The organism is Pseudomonas sp. A125 (assembly GCF_055409485.1).
Window position 1 is genome coordinate 53,533 of the sequence record NZ_JBUZVP010000016.1, and the last position, 16,872, is coordinate 70,404.

Annotated in this window: 17 protein-coding genes; 8 read left to right on the plus strand and 9 right to left on the minus strand. The window is 63.6% G+C overall.

Annotated elements, in window-relative coordinates; all coding sequences use genetic code 11:
* Positions 1-7: 7 nt before the first annotated feature.
* Positions 8-4,288, minus strand: a complete 4,281-nt coding sequence (locus ACZRN6_RS21345) for an Lhr family helicase (RefSeq protein WP_464008781.1) — start codon at positions 4,286-4,288, stop codon at positions 8-10.
* Positions 4,289-4,488: 200 nt separating this feature from the next.
* Here ACZRN6_RS21345 and ACZRN6_RS21350 point away from each other — a divergent pair, with 200 nt between their 5' ends.
* Positions 4,489-5,373 (plus strand): sugar nucleotide-binding protein, encoded by an 885-nt coding sequence (locus tag ACZRN6_RS21350; RefSeq protein ID WP_322147777.1) that lies wholly within the window; start codon positions 4,489-4,491, stop codon positions 5,371-5,373.
* 169 nt (positions 5,374-5,542) lie between these two features.
* On the opposite strand, the gene ACZRN6_RS21355 is transcribed toward ACZRN6_RS21350, so the two are convergent.
* The 5 genes from ACZRN6_RS21355 to ACZRN6_RS21375 all read right to left on the minus strand — a co-directional run bounded on the left by ACZRN6_RS21355 (position 5,543) and on the right by ACZRN6_RS21375 (position 9,607).
* Positions 5,543-6,241 carry an OmpW/AlkL family protein gene (locus ACZRN6_RS21355; RefSeq protein WP_464008782.1) on the minus strand — a complete coding sequence of 233 codons (699 nt, stop codon included), beginning with the start codon at positions 6,239-6,241 and terminating at the stop codon, positions 5,543-5,545.
* A gap of 96 nt (positions 6,242-6,337) precedes the next feature.
* Positions 6,338-6,859: a DUF3299 domain-containing protein gene (locus ACZRN6_RS21360; RefSeq protein ID WP_464008783.1), complete on the minus strand. Its 522-nt coding sequence runs from the start codon at positions 6,857-6,859 to the stop codon at positions 6,338-6,340.
* Between the two features lie 11 nt (positions 6,860-6,870).
* The gene (locus ACZRN6_RS21365) at positions 6,871-8,136 is read right to left on the minus strand and encodes an ABC transporter permease (protein ID WP_464008784.1); all 1,266 of its coding nucleotides are present in this window, start codon (positions 8,134-8,136) and stop codon (positions 6,871-6,873) included.
* Position 8,137: 1 nt separating this feature from the next.
* Positions 8,138-8,848, minus strand: coding sequence for an ABC transporter ATP-binding protein (locus tag ACZRN6_RS21370; protein WP_464008785.1), 711 nt, complete (start codon positions 8,846-8,848; stop codon positions 8,138-8,140).
* Between the two features lie 147 nt (positions 8,849-8,995).
* Complete coding sequence (locus ACZRN6_RS21375; protein ID WP_464008786.1) at positions 8,996-9,607, minus strand: DUF2796 domain-containing protein; 612 nt, start codon at positions 9,605-9,607, stop codon at positions 8,996-8,998.
* A 135-nt stretch (positions 9,608-9,742) separates the two neighbouring features.
* On the opposite strand from ACZRN6_RS21375, the gene ACZRN6_RS21380 reads away from it, so the two are divergent.
* Positions 9,743-10,090, plus strand: a complete 348-nt coding sequence (locus ACZRN6_RS21380) for a hypothetical protein (protein WP_322147769.1) — start codon at positions 9,743-9,745, stop codon at positions 10,088-10,090.
* 3 nt (positions 10,091-10,093) lie between these two features.
* Here ACZRN6_RS21380 and trxA read toward each other — a convergent pair whose 3' ends face one another.
* The 3 genes from trxA to ACZRN6_RS21395 form a co-directional block, all read right to left on the minus strand.
* Complete coding sequence (gene trxA / locus ACZRN6_RS21385) at positions 10,094-10,966, minus strand: thioredoxin (protein WP_322147768.1); 873 nt, start codon at positions 10,964-10,966, stop codon at positions 10,094-10,096.
* Positions 10,967-11,133: 167 nt separating this feature from the next.
* Entirely contained in the window at positions 11,134-11,790 is a 657-nt protein-coding gene (locus ACZRN6_RS21390) for a class I SAM-dependent methyltransferase (protein ID WP_322147767.1), read from the minus strand.
* Positions 11,787-12,245 (minus strand): YbaY family lipoprotein, encoded by a 459-nt coding sequence (locus ACZRN6_RS21395; RefSeq protein WP_464008787.1) that lies wholly within the window; start codon positions 12,243-12,245, stop codon positions 11,787-11,789. The genes ACZRN6_RS21390 and ACZRN6_RS21395 overlap by 4 nt, the downstream gene beginning before the upstream one ends.
* A gap of 140 nt (positions 12,246-12,385) precedes the next feature.
* Here ACZRN6_RS21395 and nrdR point away from each other — a divergent pair, with 140 nt between their 5' ends.
* The 6 genes from nrdR to nusB all read left to right on the plus strand — a co-directional run bounded on the left by nrdR (position 12,386) and on the right by nusB (position 16,858).
* Positions 12,386-12,856 (plus strand): transcriptional regulator NrdR, encoded by a 471-nt coding sequence (gene nrdR, locus ACZRN6_RS21400; RefSeq protein ID WP_003209990.1) that lies wholly within the window; start codon positions 12,386-12,388, stop codon positions 12,854-12,856.
* On the plus strand, positions 12,853-13,989 hold the full coding sequence (ribD, locus tag ACZRN6_RS21405) for a bifunctional diaminohydroxyphosphoribosylaminopyrimidine deaminase/5-amino-6-(5-phosphoribosylamino)uracil reductase RibD (protein ID WP_464008788.1): 1,137 nt from the start codon (positions 12,853-12,855) through the stop codon (positions 13,987-13,989). The genes nrdR and ribD overlap by 4 nt, the downstream gene beginning before the upstream one ends.
* A 34-nt stretch (positions 13,990-14,023) precedes the next feature.
* Positions 14,024-14,686, plus strand: a complete 663-nt coding sequence (locus ACZRN6_RS21410) for a riboflavin synthase (RefSeq protein WP_322147764.1) — start codon at positions 14,024-14,026, stop codon at positions 14,684-14,686.
* A 16-nt stretch (positions 14,687-14,702) separates the two neighbouring features.
* Positions 14,703-15,794 carry a bifunctional 3,4-dihydroxy-2-butanone-4-phosphate synthase/GTP cyclohydrolase II gene (ribBA, locus tag ACZRN6_RS21415; protein ID WP_322147762.1) on the plus strand — a complete coding sequence of 364 codons (1,092 nt, stop codon included), beginning with the start codon at positions 14,703-14,705 and terminating at the stop codon, positions 15,792-15,794.
* A 90-nt stretch (positions 15,795-15,884) separates the two neighbouring features.
* Positions 15,885-16,361 carry a 6,7-dimethyl-8-ribityllumazine synthase gene (gene ribH / locus ACZRN6_RS21420; RefSeq protein WP_003209986.1) on the plus strand — a complete coding sequence of 159 codons (477 nt, stop codon included), beginning with the start codon at positions 15,885-15,887 and terminating at the stop codon, positions 16,359-16,361.
* Positions 16,358-16,858: a transcription antitermination factor NusB gene (nusB, locus tag ACZRN6_RS21425; RefSeq protein WP_088424451.1), complete on the plus strand. Its 501-nt coding sequence runs from the start codon at positions 16,358-16,360 to the stop codon at positions 16,856-16,858. Before ribH ends, nusB begins: the two co-directional genes overlap by 4 nt.
* Positions 16,859-16,872: the final 14 nt, after the last annotated feature.

Below are 16,872 nucleotides of genomic sequence, written 5' to 3' on the forward strand. Positions count from 1 at the left end.
ACGGGGCTCAGTGTCTGATCAGTTTTTCCCGCACCAACCCGGCCTCCTGCTGATCCAGCTCCAACAACACCTGTTGCTTGCCGGCAATCTCTACTGCCGCCGGCACGCCATCCCGATACACCAGCCGGTTGCCGCTCAACGCCGGCACCTTGCTGCCCGGCAACAGTGTGCCCACCAGGTTCAGCGGGTCGGCGCCGCACACCGCAATCAAGCTTCCATCGTGGGGCCTGCGCCGCACTTCCCGCAGCAATGGAATCGCTTCCGGCAATGCAAACTGTTCCCCCGCCAAACCACTCACAAACCGCCCGCCGCGAATCTCGCCCCGGGCTTCCAGCCGATGGAACGTGCGCAGCAGTTCCCGCCAACTGGGCAACCAGTCCGCCTCACGCTCCAGCAAGCGCCAGAACACCACGCCGTAGCGGCGCAGCAAGGTCATCGCCACATGCTCCAGCGTTTCGGCCGAGTGTGCCGCCGGGCGTGTGCCGTCTGCCACCGGCGCACGCCTGACCAGCGCCCAACGCCCGGCATCGTCCATCCCGCCGATAAACGCGCCACGCCCACGCCGGCTGCTGCGGGCCTGGCGTTTGCTCGCCGGCGTGGTCAGGGCGCGCAGGCCGGCGAAGCTGTCGGCGTTCGCCAGCCCGGCGCCCACCAGTTCCTGCAAGGCGGTTTCCAGTTCGCTGCGCAACAGGTGGGCTTCGTGGATCAACTCATCGAAAAACAGCGCGCCGTTGTCCCGCAGTGCTTGATGGACTTTCTGCGCCTTGGGCGATAGCTCAGTGCTGTCAGGCGCCTCGGTCAGTCCGCTCCACAAGGGCACCTGGCTGCGGGGCAACAGCACCACCGGCGTGCTGCGCAAGGCCGTTGCGCCAGCCTTGTTGCTCAGGCGTGTCCACACCACCTTGCCGCTGCGGCACAAGTCGTCCAGCCAGCTCGGCGAGTAATCCTTGATCCGTGCGCTGAGCAAATCACTGTCCCAGGCCGACGTGGCCGCGGCGTACCCTTCAAACTGCGCGATGATCTGCGGCAACACCGCACTGCCCTGGCCGCGAGTGCCGTCCGACAGGTGTTGCCAGTCAAACAGAAACCGCATGAAATCCTGCAATGCCACCGGCTCGATTTCCCGACGCAGGCGCTTGACCGTGTAGCGGTGAATACGCGCCAGCAGGTGACGTTCGCACCATTGTTCTTCGCTGACGCCAGGGCTGAAACGGCCGCGCAGCACGTAGCCTTCGCTTTCCAGCCGCGCGAGTGCCTGTGACACCTCGGCCACCGGCAAAGCCAATGGTGCGGCGATCTCGATCAACGTCAGCGGGCCAAAGCCGCTCAGGCGCGCCCGCAGCACTTCCACCAGCGCTTCGTCGAACGTCCAGGGCTGATCGAAACCGGGCAGCAGCGGCAGGTCATTCGGGTAGATCGCCTTTAAACAACTCAAGCGTTCCACGGCCACCCAAATGGCCTGGTCGCTACCGATCTGCAAGCGGTTGGCGCGACCGCCTTCGGCTAAGGCTTGCAGCCATTGCGCCCACTGCGGCGTGACCTCGGATTGGGCGATGCACGCCAAGCTCATCAACGCTTCATGCATTTCGTCCAGGCCATTCGGCGCCGGCCAGGCTTCCTCACACACACCGGCGATCGCTTCGGCATCCAGTGCGCCGAGGTCGTCGGTGCTTTGCGGGTCGCTCCAGCGCCGGTTGAGCACGGCCTGGGTGCGGCGCTCTTCCAGCGGCGCGTCATCGAGAAAGGTGTAGGGGCGGGCGCTGAGAATCTCCGCCGCCAGTGGCGAGGGCGCCGGCAGGTCGCGGCTGATCAGGCGGATTTCACCGCGCTCCATGCGCCGCAACAGGGCCAGCCAGCCTTCGCTGTCCATGGCCTCGTGCAGGCAATCGTCGAGGGTTTGTTCCACCAGCGGATGCTCGGGCACTTCGCGCTCGCCTGCGAGGTTTTCCAGGCAGGCGATCTGGTCGGGGAATACGCTGGCGATCAGGTCTTCACTCTTCATGCGCTGGATCTGCGGCGCCACTTTGCGCCCGCCGGTGTAACGCGGCAGCGCCAGGGCCACCCCGGCATTCCAGCGCCAGCGCACACCGAACAGCGGCGCATCCAGCACCGCCTGGGTCAGGATGTGCTCGGCGGTGTTGCTGTTCAGGTAGCGCCACACCTCGTCCAGCTCAAAACTGTGGCTGGTGGACAGCGACAATACAATCGCGTCCTCGCTGGCGGCGGCTTGCAGTTCGAAGTTGAAGGTGCGGCAAAAACGCTTGCGCAATGCCAGGCCCCAGGCGCGGTTGATGCGACTGCCGAACGGCGTGTGGATGATCAATTGGGTGCCGCCGGACTCGTCGAAAAACCGCTCCATGATCAACGTGTCCTGGGACGGCAACGCGCTCAATGCCAGCCGCGCCCGCGCCAGGTAATCCAGCAGTTGTTCGGCGCTGGCCAGGTTCAGGCCCAGAGTGGCGGTGAGCCAGTCGAGCGCCGGTTGCAGGTTGCCCGGCGTGGCCGCCAGCAACTCATCCACTTGCCCATGCAAACGCGCTACCGCAAACGACAATTCGGCACTGCGCCCCGGCGCTTCACCGAGCCAGAACGGAATGGTCGGCGGCTGGCCGTGGGCATCTTCGACCCGCACCTTGCCGGTTTCCACCCGCAGGATGCGGTAGGAGGTATTGCCCAGTTGGAAGATATCCCCGGCGATGCTTTCCACCGCGAAGTCTTCGTTGACGCTGCCGATGTTCAGGCTCTGCGGCTCCAGCAGCACGCTGTAGTCGGCGTTGTCGGGGATGGTGCCGCCGCTGGTCACGGCGGTGAGCTTGGCGCCCCGCCGGCCACGCAGGGTGCGGGTGATGGCGTCGCGGTGCAGGTAGGCGCTGCGGATGCCCTGGCGGCCGTTGTAGCCTTCGGCGAGCATTTGCAGCAGCGCCTGGTAGTGACGTTCATCCAGCTTGGCATAGGGTGAGGCGCGGCGGATCAGCGTGAGCAGGGCTTGTTCCTGCCATTCCTGGCAGCTGACTTCGGCGATGATCTGCTGGGCCAGCACATCCAGCGGTGCGACCGGGAACAGCAAGGTGTCCAGCTCGCCCCGGCGCACGCAGTCGAGGAGGGCGGCGCATTCGATCAGGTCGTCACGGGTGGTGGCGAACAACCGGCCCTTGGGCGTGCCGCCGACCTGGTGCCCGGAGCGTCCGACGCGTTGCAGAAAACCGTTGATCGAACCGGGTGAGCCGATCTGGCACACCAAATCGACATCGCCGATATCAATCCCCAGCTCCAGCGACGCGGTGGCGATCAGTACTTGCAACTCGCCGGCCTTGAGCCGTTGTTCGGCGTCCAGGCGCAGTTCCTTGGCGAGGCTGCCGTGGTGGGCGGCGACGGCGGTTTTGCCCAGGCGCTCGCTCAAATGCCGGGCCAGGCGTTCGGCCAGGCGCCGGGTGTTGACGAAAATCAGCGTGGTGCGGTGTTGCCTGGCCAGTTCGGCAAGGCGGTCGTAGACCAGGTCCCACACGTCATTGGCCATGACGGCTGACAGCGGTACCGGCGGCACTTCGATATCCAAGTCCCGGGGACGCGCGTGGCCGATATCGACGATGTCGCAGGGCCGGTCGGTGCCCACCAGGAAACGTGACACCGCCGCGATGGGTTTTTGCGTGGCGGAGAGGCCGATGCGGGTCAGCGGTTCGCTGCACAAACCCTGCAAGCGCTCCAGTGTCAGGGCCAGGTGGCTGCCGCGTTTGCTGGCAGCGATGGCGTGGATTTCATCGACGATCACCGTGCGGATACTGGCGAGCATCTGTCGGCCGGAATCCGAGCCCAGCAGTACGTAGAGCGATTCCGGGGTGGTGACCAGAATGTGTGGCGGGTGCTTGCGCATCAAGGCGCGGTCTTTCTGCGGCGTGTCGCCGGTACGCACGGCGGTGCGGATCGCCAGCGGCGGCAGGCCCAGGCGTTGCAGGTGTTCGGTGATGCCGGCCAGCGGGTTCTGCAGGTTGATCTGGATATCGTTGGACAGCGCCTTGAGCGGCGAGACATAGACCACCAGCGTCTGGTCCGGCAGTTGGCCGCCATTGGCCAGGCCTTGATGCACGAGGTCGTCCAGCACCGCGAGGAAGGCAGTCAGGGTCTTGCCGGAGCCGGTGGGCGCGGCGATCAGCGTAGAACGGCGTTGGCGGATCAGCGGCCACGCCTGGGCCTGGGCGGCGGTCACCGAGGGGAACGTGCTGCGAAACCAGGTGCTGACGGCGGGGTGGAAACCGTTCAAGACCGTGTTGGTTGATTCAGGAAGGTTCATGGGGCAATCCTACCTTATTGGGGCCGCTGCGCGGCCCAGCGCGGGGCAAGCCCGCTCACCACACTGCAACGGCGTACTTTATAAGTGACGGTTGCGCTACAAACCCGCAAAATGCAACGATTCTGGCAAATGCCAACGGCATGGCTCACAAGCCTGTCGATAATAACCATCGTTCCAAACAGACCGGGCCTGCTCAATTTATGCGAATGCGCCTTATGTTACTGGGCGGCGGGAATGCCCTTGGGCAGGCGCTGATTCGCCTCGGTGCGGAGGAAGACATCGGTTTCCTCGCCCCGCGTCCGCCCCAAGACGGCTGGGATGCCGCGAGTCTTACGCAACTGCTCGACGACACCCGTCCCGATGCCTTGATCAATCTCGCCTATTACTTCGACTGGTTTCAGGCGGAGACAGTCAGCGAAACGCGTCTGGCCGCCCAGGAATATGCGATCGAGCGCCTGGCCGAACTGTGCCAGCATCACAGCATCACTTTGCTGCAACCGTCCAGCTACCGGGTGTTCGATGGCTCTCGCGCCACCGCCTACAGCGAAAAAGACGAACCCGTACCCTTGGGCCTGCGAGGCCAGGCCTTGTGGCGTATCGAACAAAGCGTACGCGCCACTTGCCCGCAGCACGTGCTGTTGCGTTTTGGCTGGCTGCTGGATGACAGCGTCGACGGCACCCTCGGGCGCTTCCTGGCCCGTGCCGAAAAACCTGACGAACTGCTGATGGCCGACGACCGCCGGGGCAATCCGACGCCGGTGGACGACGCCGCGCGGGTGATCATTTCGGTGCTCAAGCAACTCGATTGCGCAGCGCCGTTGTGGGGCACTTATCACTACGCCGGCCAGGAGGCGACCACGCCGCTGGCGTTGGGGCAGGCGATCCTGACCGAAGCGCGCAACTTCCACGAGCTGGCTGTGGAAGCTCCGACGGCCCAGGCCCACGCCGCCCGCCCGGATGCCGCCGATGAGCCGCAACACGCGGTATTGGCCTGCAAGAAAATCCTTCACACCTTCGGCATCAAGCCACGGGCCTGGCGGGCCGGGTTGCCGGCGTTGCTCGACCGGTTCTACCGGCATAGCTGAGAACAACCCAACGCAAAAAGTGGAAGCAGGGCTTGCGTAGGAGCTGGCTTGCCGGCGATAGCATCACCTCGGTGTAACTGATAAACCGAGTTGATTGCATCGCCGGCAAGCCAGCTCCTACACAAGCCCGGCTCCCACGTTTGGTTAGGCGGCGTTGCTTGACGCGTGTTTAGAACTTGTAGCCAATACCCACCATGTAAACCATCGGGTCCACATCCACGTTGACCTTGGCGCGGGTGCCCTGGCCCAGTGCGTTGTTGTCTACAGTGGCCTTGGTGCTGATGTCGATGTAACGCGCCTGGGCGTTGATCATCCACTTGTCGTTGATCATGTAGTCCGCACCGATCTGCGCAGCCCAACCCCAGGAGTTCTCCGCCTTGAAGTTGCTGAAGCCGGCGTCTTGGGCGCGGCCGCCGACGTGTTCGTCGTAGATCCAGGTGTAGTTGATGCCGGCGCCGATGTACGGCTGGAATACCGACTTGCTGTCCAGCGGGTAGTACACGACGCTCAGGGTCGGCGGCAGGTGCTTGAGCGAGCCGAGCTTGCCGTTGGCTGGCGCCAGGGCGGTGTTCTTGATCTTCACATCGTGTTCGAACGGCGTGGCCGCCAGCAGTTCGATACCCCAGTGGCTGGTGAGCATGTAGGCGAAGTTCAAGCCCAACTGGGTGTCGCTGCTCATGGTCGCCTTGCCGCCCAGATTGGTCCCGGCCAGTGGGCCCTGGTCAACCTTGACACTGCTGCTGTCCGCCTTCGGGTTGACGGTGATGGCACCGGCGCGAATCAGGATGTCGCCCGCTTCGTGAGCGTGGGCAACGGGGGCGACGAGGGCGAGCGCGACAAGCGACGCGCCGAGCAGGGACTTGTTCATGGGAGCTCCAAAGGACGTTATTAATGGCTTGTGTCCAATGGTAAAGATCGTAACGTTCGGGCTTTTGACTCAGCTCAATGAAACTTCAATCACGGGTTATTCCTGCAACTCGTACACGTAGATCTTGTCGGCATCCATCTGGTAGCCGGCATCGGCCAGTTCGCTGCTGGATGCTTTGACCTGCATCTGGCCTTCGATCCAGTACGGTTGATACAGCTCGTCGAGCTTCACACCGACCTCGCTTTTGACGTGCACGATCTGGTTCGACGGCGGTGGCGGCACGTGGATGCAGGCGCCGAAATACGGCACCAGCAGAAACTCCGTGGTGCGGCCTTCTTCGCTGACTTCCAGCGGCACGATATAGCCCGGCAGGCGGATGTGCCTACCGTCCAGACTTTGGACGACGGGCGCGTTGGGCAGGTCCTGCTTGGCGGCCGGCGCAGACTCCACCGACAGCGCATCGGCCATGCCCGACAAGTCGTGCAGCGGCTTCATGTTAGGGATTTCCGGCGGCGCGTCCGGCGGGATCATCTCCTGCCACGACAGGTCCTTGGGCTGGTCTTCAGCCCAAGCGGGCAGGGCCACCAGCAGTAACAACGCAAGCACGACGCGACGCATCAACAGCTTCCTCATAAACGTATCGACAGGCCGTCGGCCAACGATTGTCGGTAGGCGCGCCAGGCCGGCACGCTGCCCATCAGCAGCGCGGCGAGGAGAATACCGCCGAGCAAGGTCCATTCATATTCGCTCGGCAACGACAGCGGCAAATCCAGGCCGTAATTGGCCTGCAAGTAGCCGCGAGACGCGGCGATGCACACGTACAACAGCCCGACGCCGGCAATCACGCCCGACAGCGCCAGGGCGAAGGCTTCGAAGATCAGCAGTGTCGCAATATGCCAGGGCCGCGCGCCCACCGAACGCAGGATCGCCATTTCCCGGCGGCGCTCGTTGAGGCTGGTGAGGATCGCGGTGAGCATGCCGATCAAGCCGGTCAGCACCACGAACAGCGAGATCACGAACAGCGCTTTTTCAGCCGTGCCCATCATGCTCCACAGCTCTTGCAGCGCCACGCCCGGCAGGATCGCCAGCATCGGCTCGCCACGGAATTCGTTGATTTCCCGCTGCAGGGCAAAGGTGGAAATCTTGTTGTTCAAGCCGAGCATGAACGCGGTGATGGCTTGCGGCGTCAGGTCCATGTTGCGCGCCTGGTCGGCGCTGATCCGGCCTTTGCCCTGGGCCGGTACGCCGTTGTGCCAGTCGATGTGAATCGCTTCCATGCCGCCCAGGCTGATGTGCAGCGTGCGGTCCACCGGAGTGCCGGTGCGCTTGAGAATGCCGACCACGGTGAACGGTTTGTCATCGTGCTTGACCAGGCTGACCACCGCCACGCCATGGGCCAGCACCAGCTTGTCGCCGAGTTTGTAATGCAGCGCGTCGGCCACTTCGGCGCCGAGCACCACTTCGAACGGGTCGATGGCGAAGGCGCGACCGCTGGCCAGTTCCAGGTTCTGCCGACGGCCGTATTGGTAGTGTTCGAAATAGGAGTCGTTGGTGCCCATCACGCGGTAGCCGCGGTGGGAGTCGCCGAGGGAAATCGGGATCGCCCATTTCACCTGCGGGTTGGCGGCGAAGTGCTCGTAGCTGTCCCAGCGAATATTGTTGGTGGCGTTGCCGATGCGGAACACCGAATACAGCAGCAAATTCACTGAGCCGGAGCGCGCGCCGACGATCAGGTCGGTGCCGCTGATGGTGCTGGCGAAGCTGGCGCGGGCTTCGGTGCGTACCCGTTCCACTGCCAGCAACAGGCACACCGACAGGGCGATGGCGAAGGCAGTGAGGATCGCGGTAAAGCGGCGGTTAGCCAGGCTGGCCATGGCTAGTCGAAACAAATACATCTCAAACCTCTACGGGCGTGGCGGCGCGATTGAGTTCGGCCAGCGACAGGTTGCGGTCGAACAGCGGCGCCAGGCTCTGGTCATGGCTGACGAACAACAGGCTGGCGCCTGCTTCGCGGCATTCGGCGAACAGCAGCTGAATGAAGGCTTCCCGGGCGTCGTAGTCCAGGGCCGAGGTCGGCTCGTCGGCGATTACCAGTTCTGGCTGGCCGATCAGCGCACGGGCGGCGGCCACCCGTTGTTGCTGGCCGATGGACAGGGAGTCGGCGCGGCGTTCCAGCAGGCGCTTGTCCTTGAGGCCCAGGTGGGCGAGCAAGGTCGCGGCGGCCTGGTCGACGCTGCCGTGACGCTGTACCGCGCGTTGCGCCCGCAGCTTGGAAAAGTGGCAGGGCAGCTCCACGTTCTCGCGTACCGAGAGAAACGGCAGCAGGTTGAACTGCTGGAAGATGTAGCCGGTGTGGTCGACACGAAAGCGGTCGCGGGCGCCGGCCGATAGCTCGGTCAGCTCCTGGCCCAGCAGGCGAATGCTGCCGCGGCTGGGCTTCTGCACACCGCCCAACAGGCCGAGCAGGGTGGTCTTGCCACTGCCGCTGGGGCCCTTGAGGAACAAGGTTTCGCCCGGCTCCAGGCGGAACGTCGGGATGTCCAGCAACTGGGGGTGACCGGGCCAATTGAAGCCCAGGTCAGACAGTTCGATAAGTGCTTGGGTCATAGAAAGTCAGTGGTCTGGCTCGATTTAAATGATGACGCCGATCAACTGTAGGAGCTGGCTTGCCGGCGATGACATCGCCTCGGTATTTTTGAAACACTGCGGCGATGCCATCGCTGGCAAGCCAGCTCCTACAGGAGGGTGTTCATATCAGAATTTCAGGGTGGCTGCTGTGGCCGTCGCTTCCACACCCTGCTGGCCGCTCGGGCCAATGAGTTGTACCTGGATTTTCTGGGTGGCGGGGAAGGTCTTGAACACCTGGGTCAAGTCGAGGTTGCTCAACGCGGTCGGCGTGGTGCAGGTGAACTGGTAGTGAGCGTGGATTTCGCTGTGGTCGTGATGATGTTCGTGGGCGGCGGCGCCTTTGCCGTCGGTGGCGTGCTCGTCATCGTCGTCGTCATGCTCGGCTTCAGGCTTGTCGCCGAACAGCGGGCTGTTCAGTTCCTGGGTGCTGACTACGCAACCGGCGGCCTTGGGCAGGCTGAACAGCACCAAAGGCTGCTCAAGTTGCTTGCGGGCAGCGGCGACCTTGGCTTTGTCGGCGGAGGTTGTAGCGAGGTGCTCGAAACCCACCAGGTTCATCGCCGGGCTGTCCAGTTCCAGTTCCAGGGCCTGGCCGTCGAGTACCGCGTTGAGGCGGCCCACGCCATGTTCGTGGGCGCCGAGGCTGCCGTGCTCGTGGTCATGGTCGTGCTCGTCGGCAGCCTGGGCGATGGCCAGTGGCAACAGGGCAAACGGCAAAGCGAGCAGCAAACGGCGCATGGTGGAGCTCCCGAACAAAGATGAAAGTTTTGTTATGTGATCTTATAACAATTTTGCGAGGAGTTTGACCGCCTGCTTGGCGTAGCGCAAGACGCGTGGGAGCATGCTCGTCAGAAAAGTGCGGGAGTGAGTGCGATGTTGAGAATTCGTGGAACCGTCGGCGATCTGCCGGTGGACTTGACCCTGGAGCTGGACGACGGCGACTGGGCCCGGCTGGGCGCGCAGTTGCAGGCCAACAAAGCACCGAGTGCCGAACCCGTGGTGGCGCCGGCCGCGGGCAACCTGGACGAGAGCCTGTGGCAGGCCGCCCAGGACTTGCTGCGCCAGGCCGGGCAACTCAACGGGCTGGAGTTGCTCGATCAACTGGAAGGCTTGGCCGGCAGCGCCTCGGCGGGCAAGCGCCTGCTGGTGCGCCTGCGCCATAGCGCCAAGGTCAAGGTGGCCAGCGGCGGGGATACGCCGCTGTACAGCTGGATCGAGTAACGATCAGTACAGTGCGGCGAACAGCTTGCGGCGGTAAACCGTGACCAGCGGATGATCGTTGCCGAGCAGTTCGAACACCTGCAGCAGCGTCTTGTGGGGCAGGCCTTCGCTGTAGCTGCGGTTGCGGGTGAACAGCTTGAGCAAGCCATCCAGCGCGGCGTCGTATTGCTGGCGCGCCAGTTGCTGCACGGCCAGTTGATACACCGCCTCGTCATCCTGCGGGTTTTGCGCCAGGCGGGCTTTTAGATCGGCGGCGTCAGGCAGGTCGGCGGCCTGGCGCAGGAAAGTGATCTGCGCCTTGGCGCCGGCCAGGGCAGCCTTGTGATCATCGCTCTTGACCGCGTCGAGCACGGTTTGCGCTTCGCCCAGCTCACCGCGTTCGGCCAGGCAACGGGCGTACAGGATCAGCGCGGCGGCGTTGGTGTTGTCTTCACCCAGCAAGGTCACCAGCACGGCCTCGGCGTCGGTGATGCGGCCTTCGGCAAACAGTGCCTGGGCTTGCTCCAGGGGATCAGCCGCCGCCGGCGGCGGCATTTGCACATGCGGCTCCAGCATCGCGCGCACCGCAGACTCGGGTTGCGCACCGGCAAACCCGTCCACTGGCTGGCCGTCCTTGAACAGCACCACGGTCGGCAGGCTGCGAATGCCAAAGCGCGAGACCACGTCTGGCTCGGCGTCGCAATCGACCTTGGCCAGCAGCAACTCACCCTGATAACTCTCGGCGATCTGCGCGAGCATCGGCATCAACGCCTTGCACGGCGCGCACCACTCGGCCCAGAAATCCACCAGCACGGGTTTTTCGAAGGAATTCTGGATCACCGCCTGGTCGAAGGTGGCGGTGGTGGCGTCGAAGATGTACGGCGTGGGCTCACTCATGGGGTATCTCGAAGAAAGCAGGGGATGGGGCAACTATAAGGGTTGGCGGGGTTAGCTGAAAGCGGGGCGGTCTCAGGATCGCAATCGCAGGCAAGCCAGCTCCCACATTGACTGCATTCCAAAGGTGGAACTCGGTCAATGTGGGAGCTGGCTTGCCTGCGATGGTCTCAACGGCGCAGCGAATGGTACAGGCTCACGTTGCGAAACTCCCACGGCTCGGCCAGGTCGGGCAGTGTCAGGGCGTCGAGGATGTCCAGGCGTTGATAGTCCGGGTGCTGGAAGTCCCGGACGCGGGAATCGGCGACCAGCGCTTCGCGGCCTCGAGTCAGGAATTCATCCAGCAGCGGCAGGTTCGCCCGGTCGTACAGCACATCGGCGACCAAAATCAGGTCGAAACGGTCGGTCTCGGCGAAGAAGTCTGCTGAATAGCCCAGCGTCACGCCATTGAGTTCCGCATTCGCCCGGCAGGCTGCCAGGGCCAGCGGATCCAGGTCGCACGCCACTACTTCCAATGCTCCGGCCTTTACCGCAGCAATCCCGGCGACGCCCGAACCCGCGCCGAAATCCAGCACCCGCTTGCCCGCCACCCACTCGGGGTTGGCCGCCAAATACCGGGCCAGTGCCAAACCACTGGCCCAGCAAAAGCTCCAGTACGGCGGCTCATGCAGGATGCGTCGGGTTTCTTCGGGGCTGAAGGCGCGGTCCATGTTGTCGGCGTCCAGCAACCACAGCGACAACTCGGTGCCCGGCAGCGGGCAGGGCACCAGTTGCGCGTCGCCGATCAGTTCGCTGAGGGCGCGTTGCAGGTCCAGCGGTGGCGTCATGGCGCAGTGACGAGTTGCAGCGGCCCGGTGGTCTGGGTGATCGCCTGGGTGATGCGCACCGGCGGCAGGTGCAGGATCAACTGGCCGGACTGGCTGGCGCGACCGCGCAGTTCAACCCTTGCACCGGCCGGGAACGCTTCGGGGTTGAAGCGCAGGCGGAAGGCCAGGGGCTTGTTGTTGCCGATCAGCACGCTGCTGGCGAGCAGTTGTTGCGGGCGCGAACGGTCGTCGATCACTAACAGCGCCAGTTCGACTTCGGCGCCGGCCGGTACGCCATTCAATTGGCCGCTGACTTCACGCTGATAGGCGGGCAGCGGGCCCAGGTCTTCTTCCACACCCGGCAGTTTTTTCTCTTGTTGCGGCGCCGGAGCGGGCGCTGCGGGTTTTGGGGCATGGCTGCTGCAGGCGACCAGGAAACCAAGCAACGTGAGCAAAACAAGTGGTCGTAACTGCATGTACGGCTCCAGAAAGGACAAAATCCGTGGCTTAAAAAATATGAAACATAATAGTCAGCCTATATACCGTAAAGGCTATGGCTTGTCTTGCCACGGGGATGCGCTACCATGGCCCTCCCATTTTTTGTTGCCTGCCAACCATGCACTGTCCCTTCTGCGGTGCCAACGACACCAAGGTCATTGACTCGCGTCTGGTCGCCGAGGGCGAACAGGTGCGTCGCCGGCGTGAATGCCTGGCCTCTGGCTGCGGTGAGCGTTTCACCACCTTCGAAACCGCCGAACTGGTATTGCCACGTCTGATCAAGACCGACGGCAGTCGCCAGCCTTTCGACGAAGAAAAACTGCGCGCCGGAATGCAGCGCGCCCTGGAAAAACGCCCGGTGAGTGTCGAGCGGCTGGAGGCGGCGCTGGTGCATATCAAGCACAAGCTGCGTGCCACCGGCGAGCGCGAAGTCAAATCCCTGGTGGTTGGAGAACTGGTGATGGGCGAGCTGCAAAAGCTCGACGAAGTCGCCTATATCCGTTTCGCCTCGGTGTATCGACGCTTCCAGGACCTCAACGAGTTCCGCGAAGAGATCGACCGCCTGGCCCGTGAGCCGGTAAAAGAATGAACCCACCTTCGGCAGAACAAGCGGTACTCGACGCGCATTACATGGCCCGCGCCCTGGAACTGGCGCGCAAGGGCCTGTACACCACGCACCCCAACCCGCGGGTTGGCTGCGTGATCGTGCGGGACGGGCAAGTTGTCGGCGAAGGCTGGCATGTGCGTACCGGCGAACCCCATGCGGAAGTCCACGCCCTGCGCGCCGCGGGCGGCAAGGCCCGGGGCGCCACGGCCTACGTGACCCTTGAACCGTGCAGCCACCATGGGCATACGCCGCCGTGCGCCGATGCGCTGGTGAATGCCGGTTTGGCCCGCGTTGTCGCGGCGATGCAGGACCCGAACCCGGAAGTCGCCGGGCGCGGCATGCGCCGTCTGGCCCAGGCCGGGATCGAGACCCACAGCGGTTTGCTGGAAAAAGAAGCGCGGGCGCTGAACCCGGGCTTTCTCAAGCGCATGGAACATGGCCTGCCGTTTGTGCGGGTCAAGTTGGCCATGAGCCTGGACGGGCGCACCGCGATGGCCAATGGCGAAAGCCAGTGGATCACCGGCCCGGCCGCCCGCGCCGCCGTGCAACGCCTGCGGGCCCAGGCCAGTGTGGTGCTGACCGGCGCCGACACGGTGCTGGCCGATGGTGCCCGCCTGACCGTGCGCGCTGCCGAGCTGGGCCTGGATGAACAAACCACCGCCCTGGCCATGTCCCGTCCGCCGCTGCGCGTGCTGATCGACGGCCGCCTGCGGGTGCCGCTGAATGCGCCGTTCTTCAAGGCCGGCCCTGCGCTGGTTATCACCTGTGTGACGCCGGACAACCAATACCCAACTGGCCCTGAGTGCCTGGTGGTGCCGGGTGTCGACGGCCAGGTCGACCTGCGTTCCGCGCTGGTGGCCCTGGCGGCCCGCGGCGTCAACGAGGTGTTGGTGGAAGCCGGCCCAAGCCTGGCGGGCGCATTCGCCCAGCAAGGGCTGGTGGATGAATACGTGGTATTCGTCGCCGGCAAGTTCCTTGGCTCCGCTGCCCGGCCTTTGCTGGACTGGCCGCTTGAGAAACTGGCCGACGCCCCCCAACTCAAGATCACTGAAATGCGCGCTGTGGGCGATGACTGGCGAGTCACTGCCATTCCTGTGCCATCAGCGAGCGTATAATTACCGGCCTGCGCCACGTCTTCAGGAGAACGGCATGTTCACCGGCATCATCGAATCCATCGGCAGCATCCGTGCAATGACCCCAAAAGGCGGCGACGTCCGCCTGCTGGTTGAAACCGGCAAGCTCGACCTGAGCGACGTCAAGCTGGGCGACAGCATCGCCGTCAGCGGTGTGTGCCTGACCGTCATCGAATTGCCTGGCAACGGCTTTGCCGCCGATGTCAGCCGGGAAACCCTGGACTGCACCGCGATGAACGACCTCAAGAGCGGCAGCCCGGTGAACCTGGAAAAAGCCCTGACCCCGACCACCCGCCTCGGCGGGCACCTGGTCAGCGGCCACGTCGACGGAGTGGGCGAAGTTGTCGCCCGCAGCGAAAATGCGCGTGCCGTGGAGTTCCGCATCCGCGCACCCAAAGAGCTGGCCAAGTACATTGCCCATAAGGGCTCGATCACCGTCGACGGCACCAGCCTGACGGTTAACGCCGTGAATGGCGCCGAATTTGAACTGACCATCATTCCCCACACCCTGAGCGAAACCATTATGGCGTCGTACCAGCCAGGTCGCCGGGTGAACCTGGAAGTCGACTTGCTTGCCCGTTACCTGGAGCGCCTGCTGTTGGGCGATAAGGCCGCAGAGCCAACCGGCAGTAACCTCACTGAAAGCTTTCTAGCCGCCAACGGCTACCTTAAATCCTGACCCAAGGGGGTGCCGCGTGGCGCTCAACAGCATCGAAGAACTGGTTGAAGACATCCGCCAAGGCAAGATGGTCATCCTCATGGATGACGAAGACCGCGAGAACGAAGGCGACCTGATCATGGCCGCCGAGTGCTGCCAGCCGGAACACATCAACTTCATGGCCAAGCACGCCCGTGGCCTGATCTGCATGCCGATGAGCCGCGAGCGCTGCGAGCTGTTGAAGCTGCCGTTGATGGCGCCGCGCAATGGTTCGGGGTTTGGCACCAAGTTCACCGTGTCCATCGAAGCCACCACCGGTGTCACCACCGGCATCTCCGCTGCTGACCGCGCCCGCACCGTACAAGCCGCCGCCGCAAAAGACGCCAAGGCTGAAGACATCGTCAGCCCTGGCCATATCTTCCCGTTGATGGCCCAGCCGGGTGGCACCCTGGCTCGCGCCGGCCACACCGAAGCCGCCTGCGACCTGGCGCGCATGGCCGGTTTCGAGCCGAGCGGTGTGATCTGTGAAGTGATGAACGACGACGGCACCATGTCCCGTCGCGCCGAGCTGGAAGAATTTGCCGTACTGCACAACATCAAGATCGGCACCATTGCCGACCTGATTCACTACCGGATGATCCACGAACGTACCGTTCAGCGGATTGCCGAGCAGCCGCTGGACAGCGAATTGGGCCAGTTCAACCTGGTGACCTATCGTGATTCGGTAGAAGGCGATGTGCACATGGCCCTGACCCTGGGCACCATCTGCGCTGAAGAGCCGACCCTGGTGCGGGTGCACAACATGGACCCGCTGCGCGACCTGCTGATGGTCAAGCAACCGGGGCGCTGGAGCCTGCGGGCCGCGATGTCTGCGGTGTCCGAGGCCGGCAGCGGGGTTGTATTGCTGCTGGGCCATCCGCTGGATGGCGATGTGTTGCTGGCGCATATCCGCGAAACTGCCGACCACGCGCCGGTGAAAAAACCGACCACCTACAGCATCGTCGGTGCCGGTTCGCAGATCCTGCGGGACCTGGGCGTACGCAAAATGCGCCTGATGAGCGCACCGATGAAATTTAATGCCATATCCGGTTTCGACCTGGAAGTAGTAGAATACGTGCCCTCCGAATAAAGGCCGGCGTTGTTTACCCCTTGTTCGCGGTTCAAATATCACTGAGGGGCGCGCACTAGGCGCGTCCCGGCTCTTTAAGAGATTTGTCGAATGACCCTGAAGACCATCGAAGGTACCTTCATTGCCCCCAAAGGCCGCTATGCCCTGGTGGTTGGCCGCTTCAACAGCTTCGTGGTTGAAAGCCTGGTAAGCGGTGCCGTGGATGCCCTGGTTCGCCACGGTGTGAGCGAAAGCGACATCACAATCATCCGCGCTCCTGGCGCCTTCGAAATTCCACTGGTTGCGCAAAAAGTTGCACAGCAGGGTGAATACGCGGCGATCATCGCCCTGGGCGCGGTCATTCGAGGCGGCACTCCGCACTTCGAATACGTGGCTGGCGAATGCACCAAGGGCCTGGCCCAGGTGTCCATGGAGTTCGGCGTGCCGGTCGCCTTTGGCGTGCTGACCGTTGATTCCATTGAGCAAGCCATCGAACGTTCCGGCACCAAGGCCGGCAACAAAGGTGCTGAAGCTGCCCTGTCCGCCCTGGAAATGGTTAGCCTGTTGGCACAGTTGGAGGCCAAGTGATTAGCGACGACAGCGATCAGTTCAACCCCCAGGACCCGCGCCCAGCAGACGCCGGCAAGCCATCGAAAAGCGAAAAGCGTCGTTCGGCCCGCCAGCTCGCGACCCAGGCCTTGTACCAGCGCCACATGGCAAAAACCTCGTTGAACGAAATCGAAGCGCAATTTCGCGTCGACAACGATTTCAGCGCGGCCGATGCCAGCTACTTCCACGACATCCTGCACGGTGTTCCGGCCAACCTGGCCGAGATCGACGCTGCACTCACGCCGTGCCTGGACCTGGCGATCGACGAGCTGGACCCGGTTGAACTGGCCGTACTGCGCCTGTCCACCTGGGAACTGCTCAAGCGCGTCGACGTGCCGTACCGCGTGGTGATCAACGAAGGGATCGAACTGGCGAAAGTCTACGGTTCCACCGACGGTCACAAGTTCGTCAACGGCGTGCTCGACAAGCTGGCCCCGCGCCTGCGTGAAGCCGAAGTGAAGGCGTACAAGCGCTAACTGGCGCTTGCTGA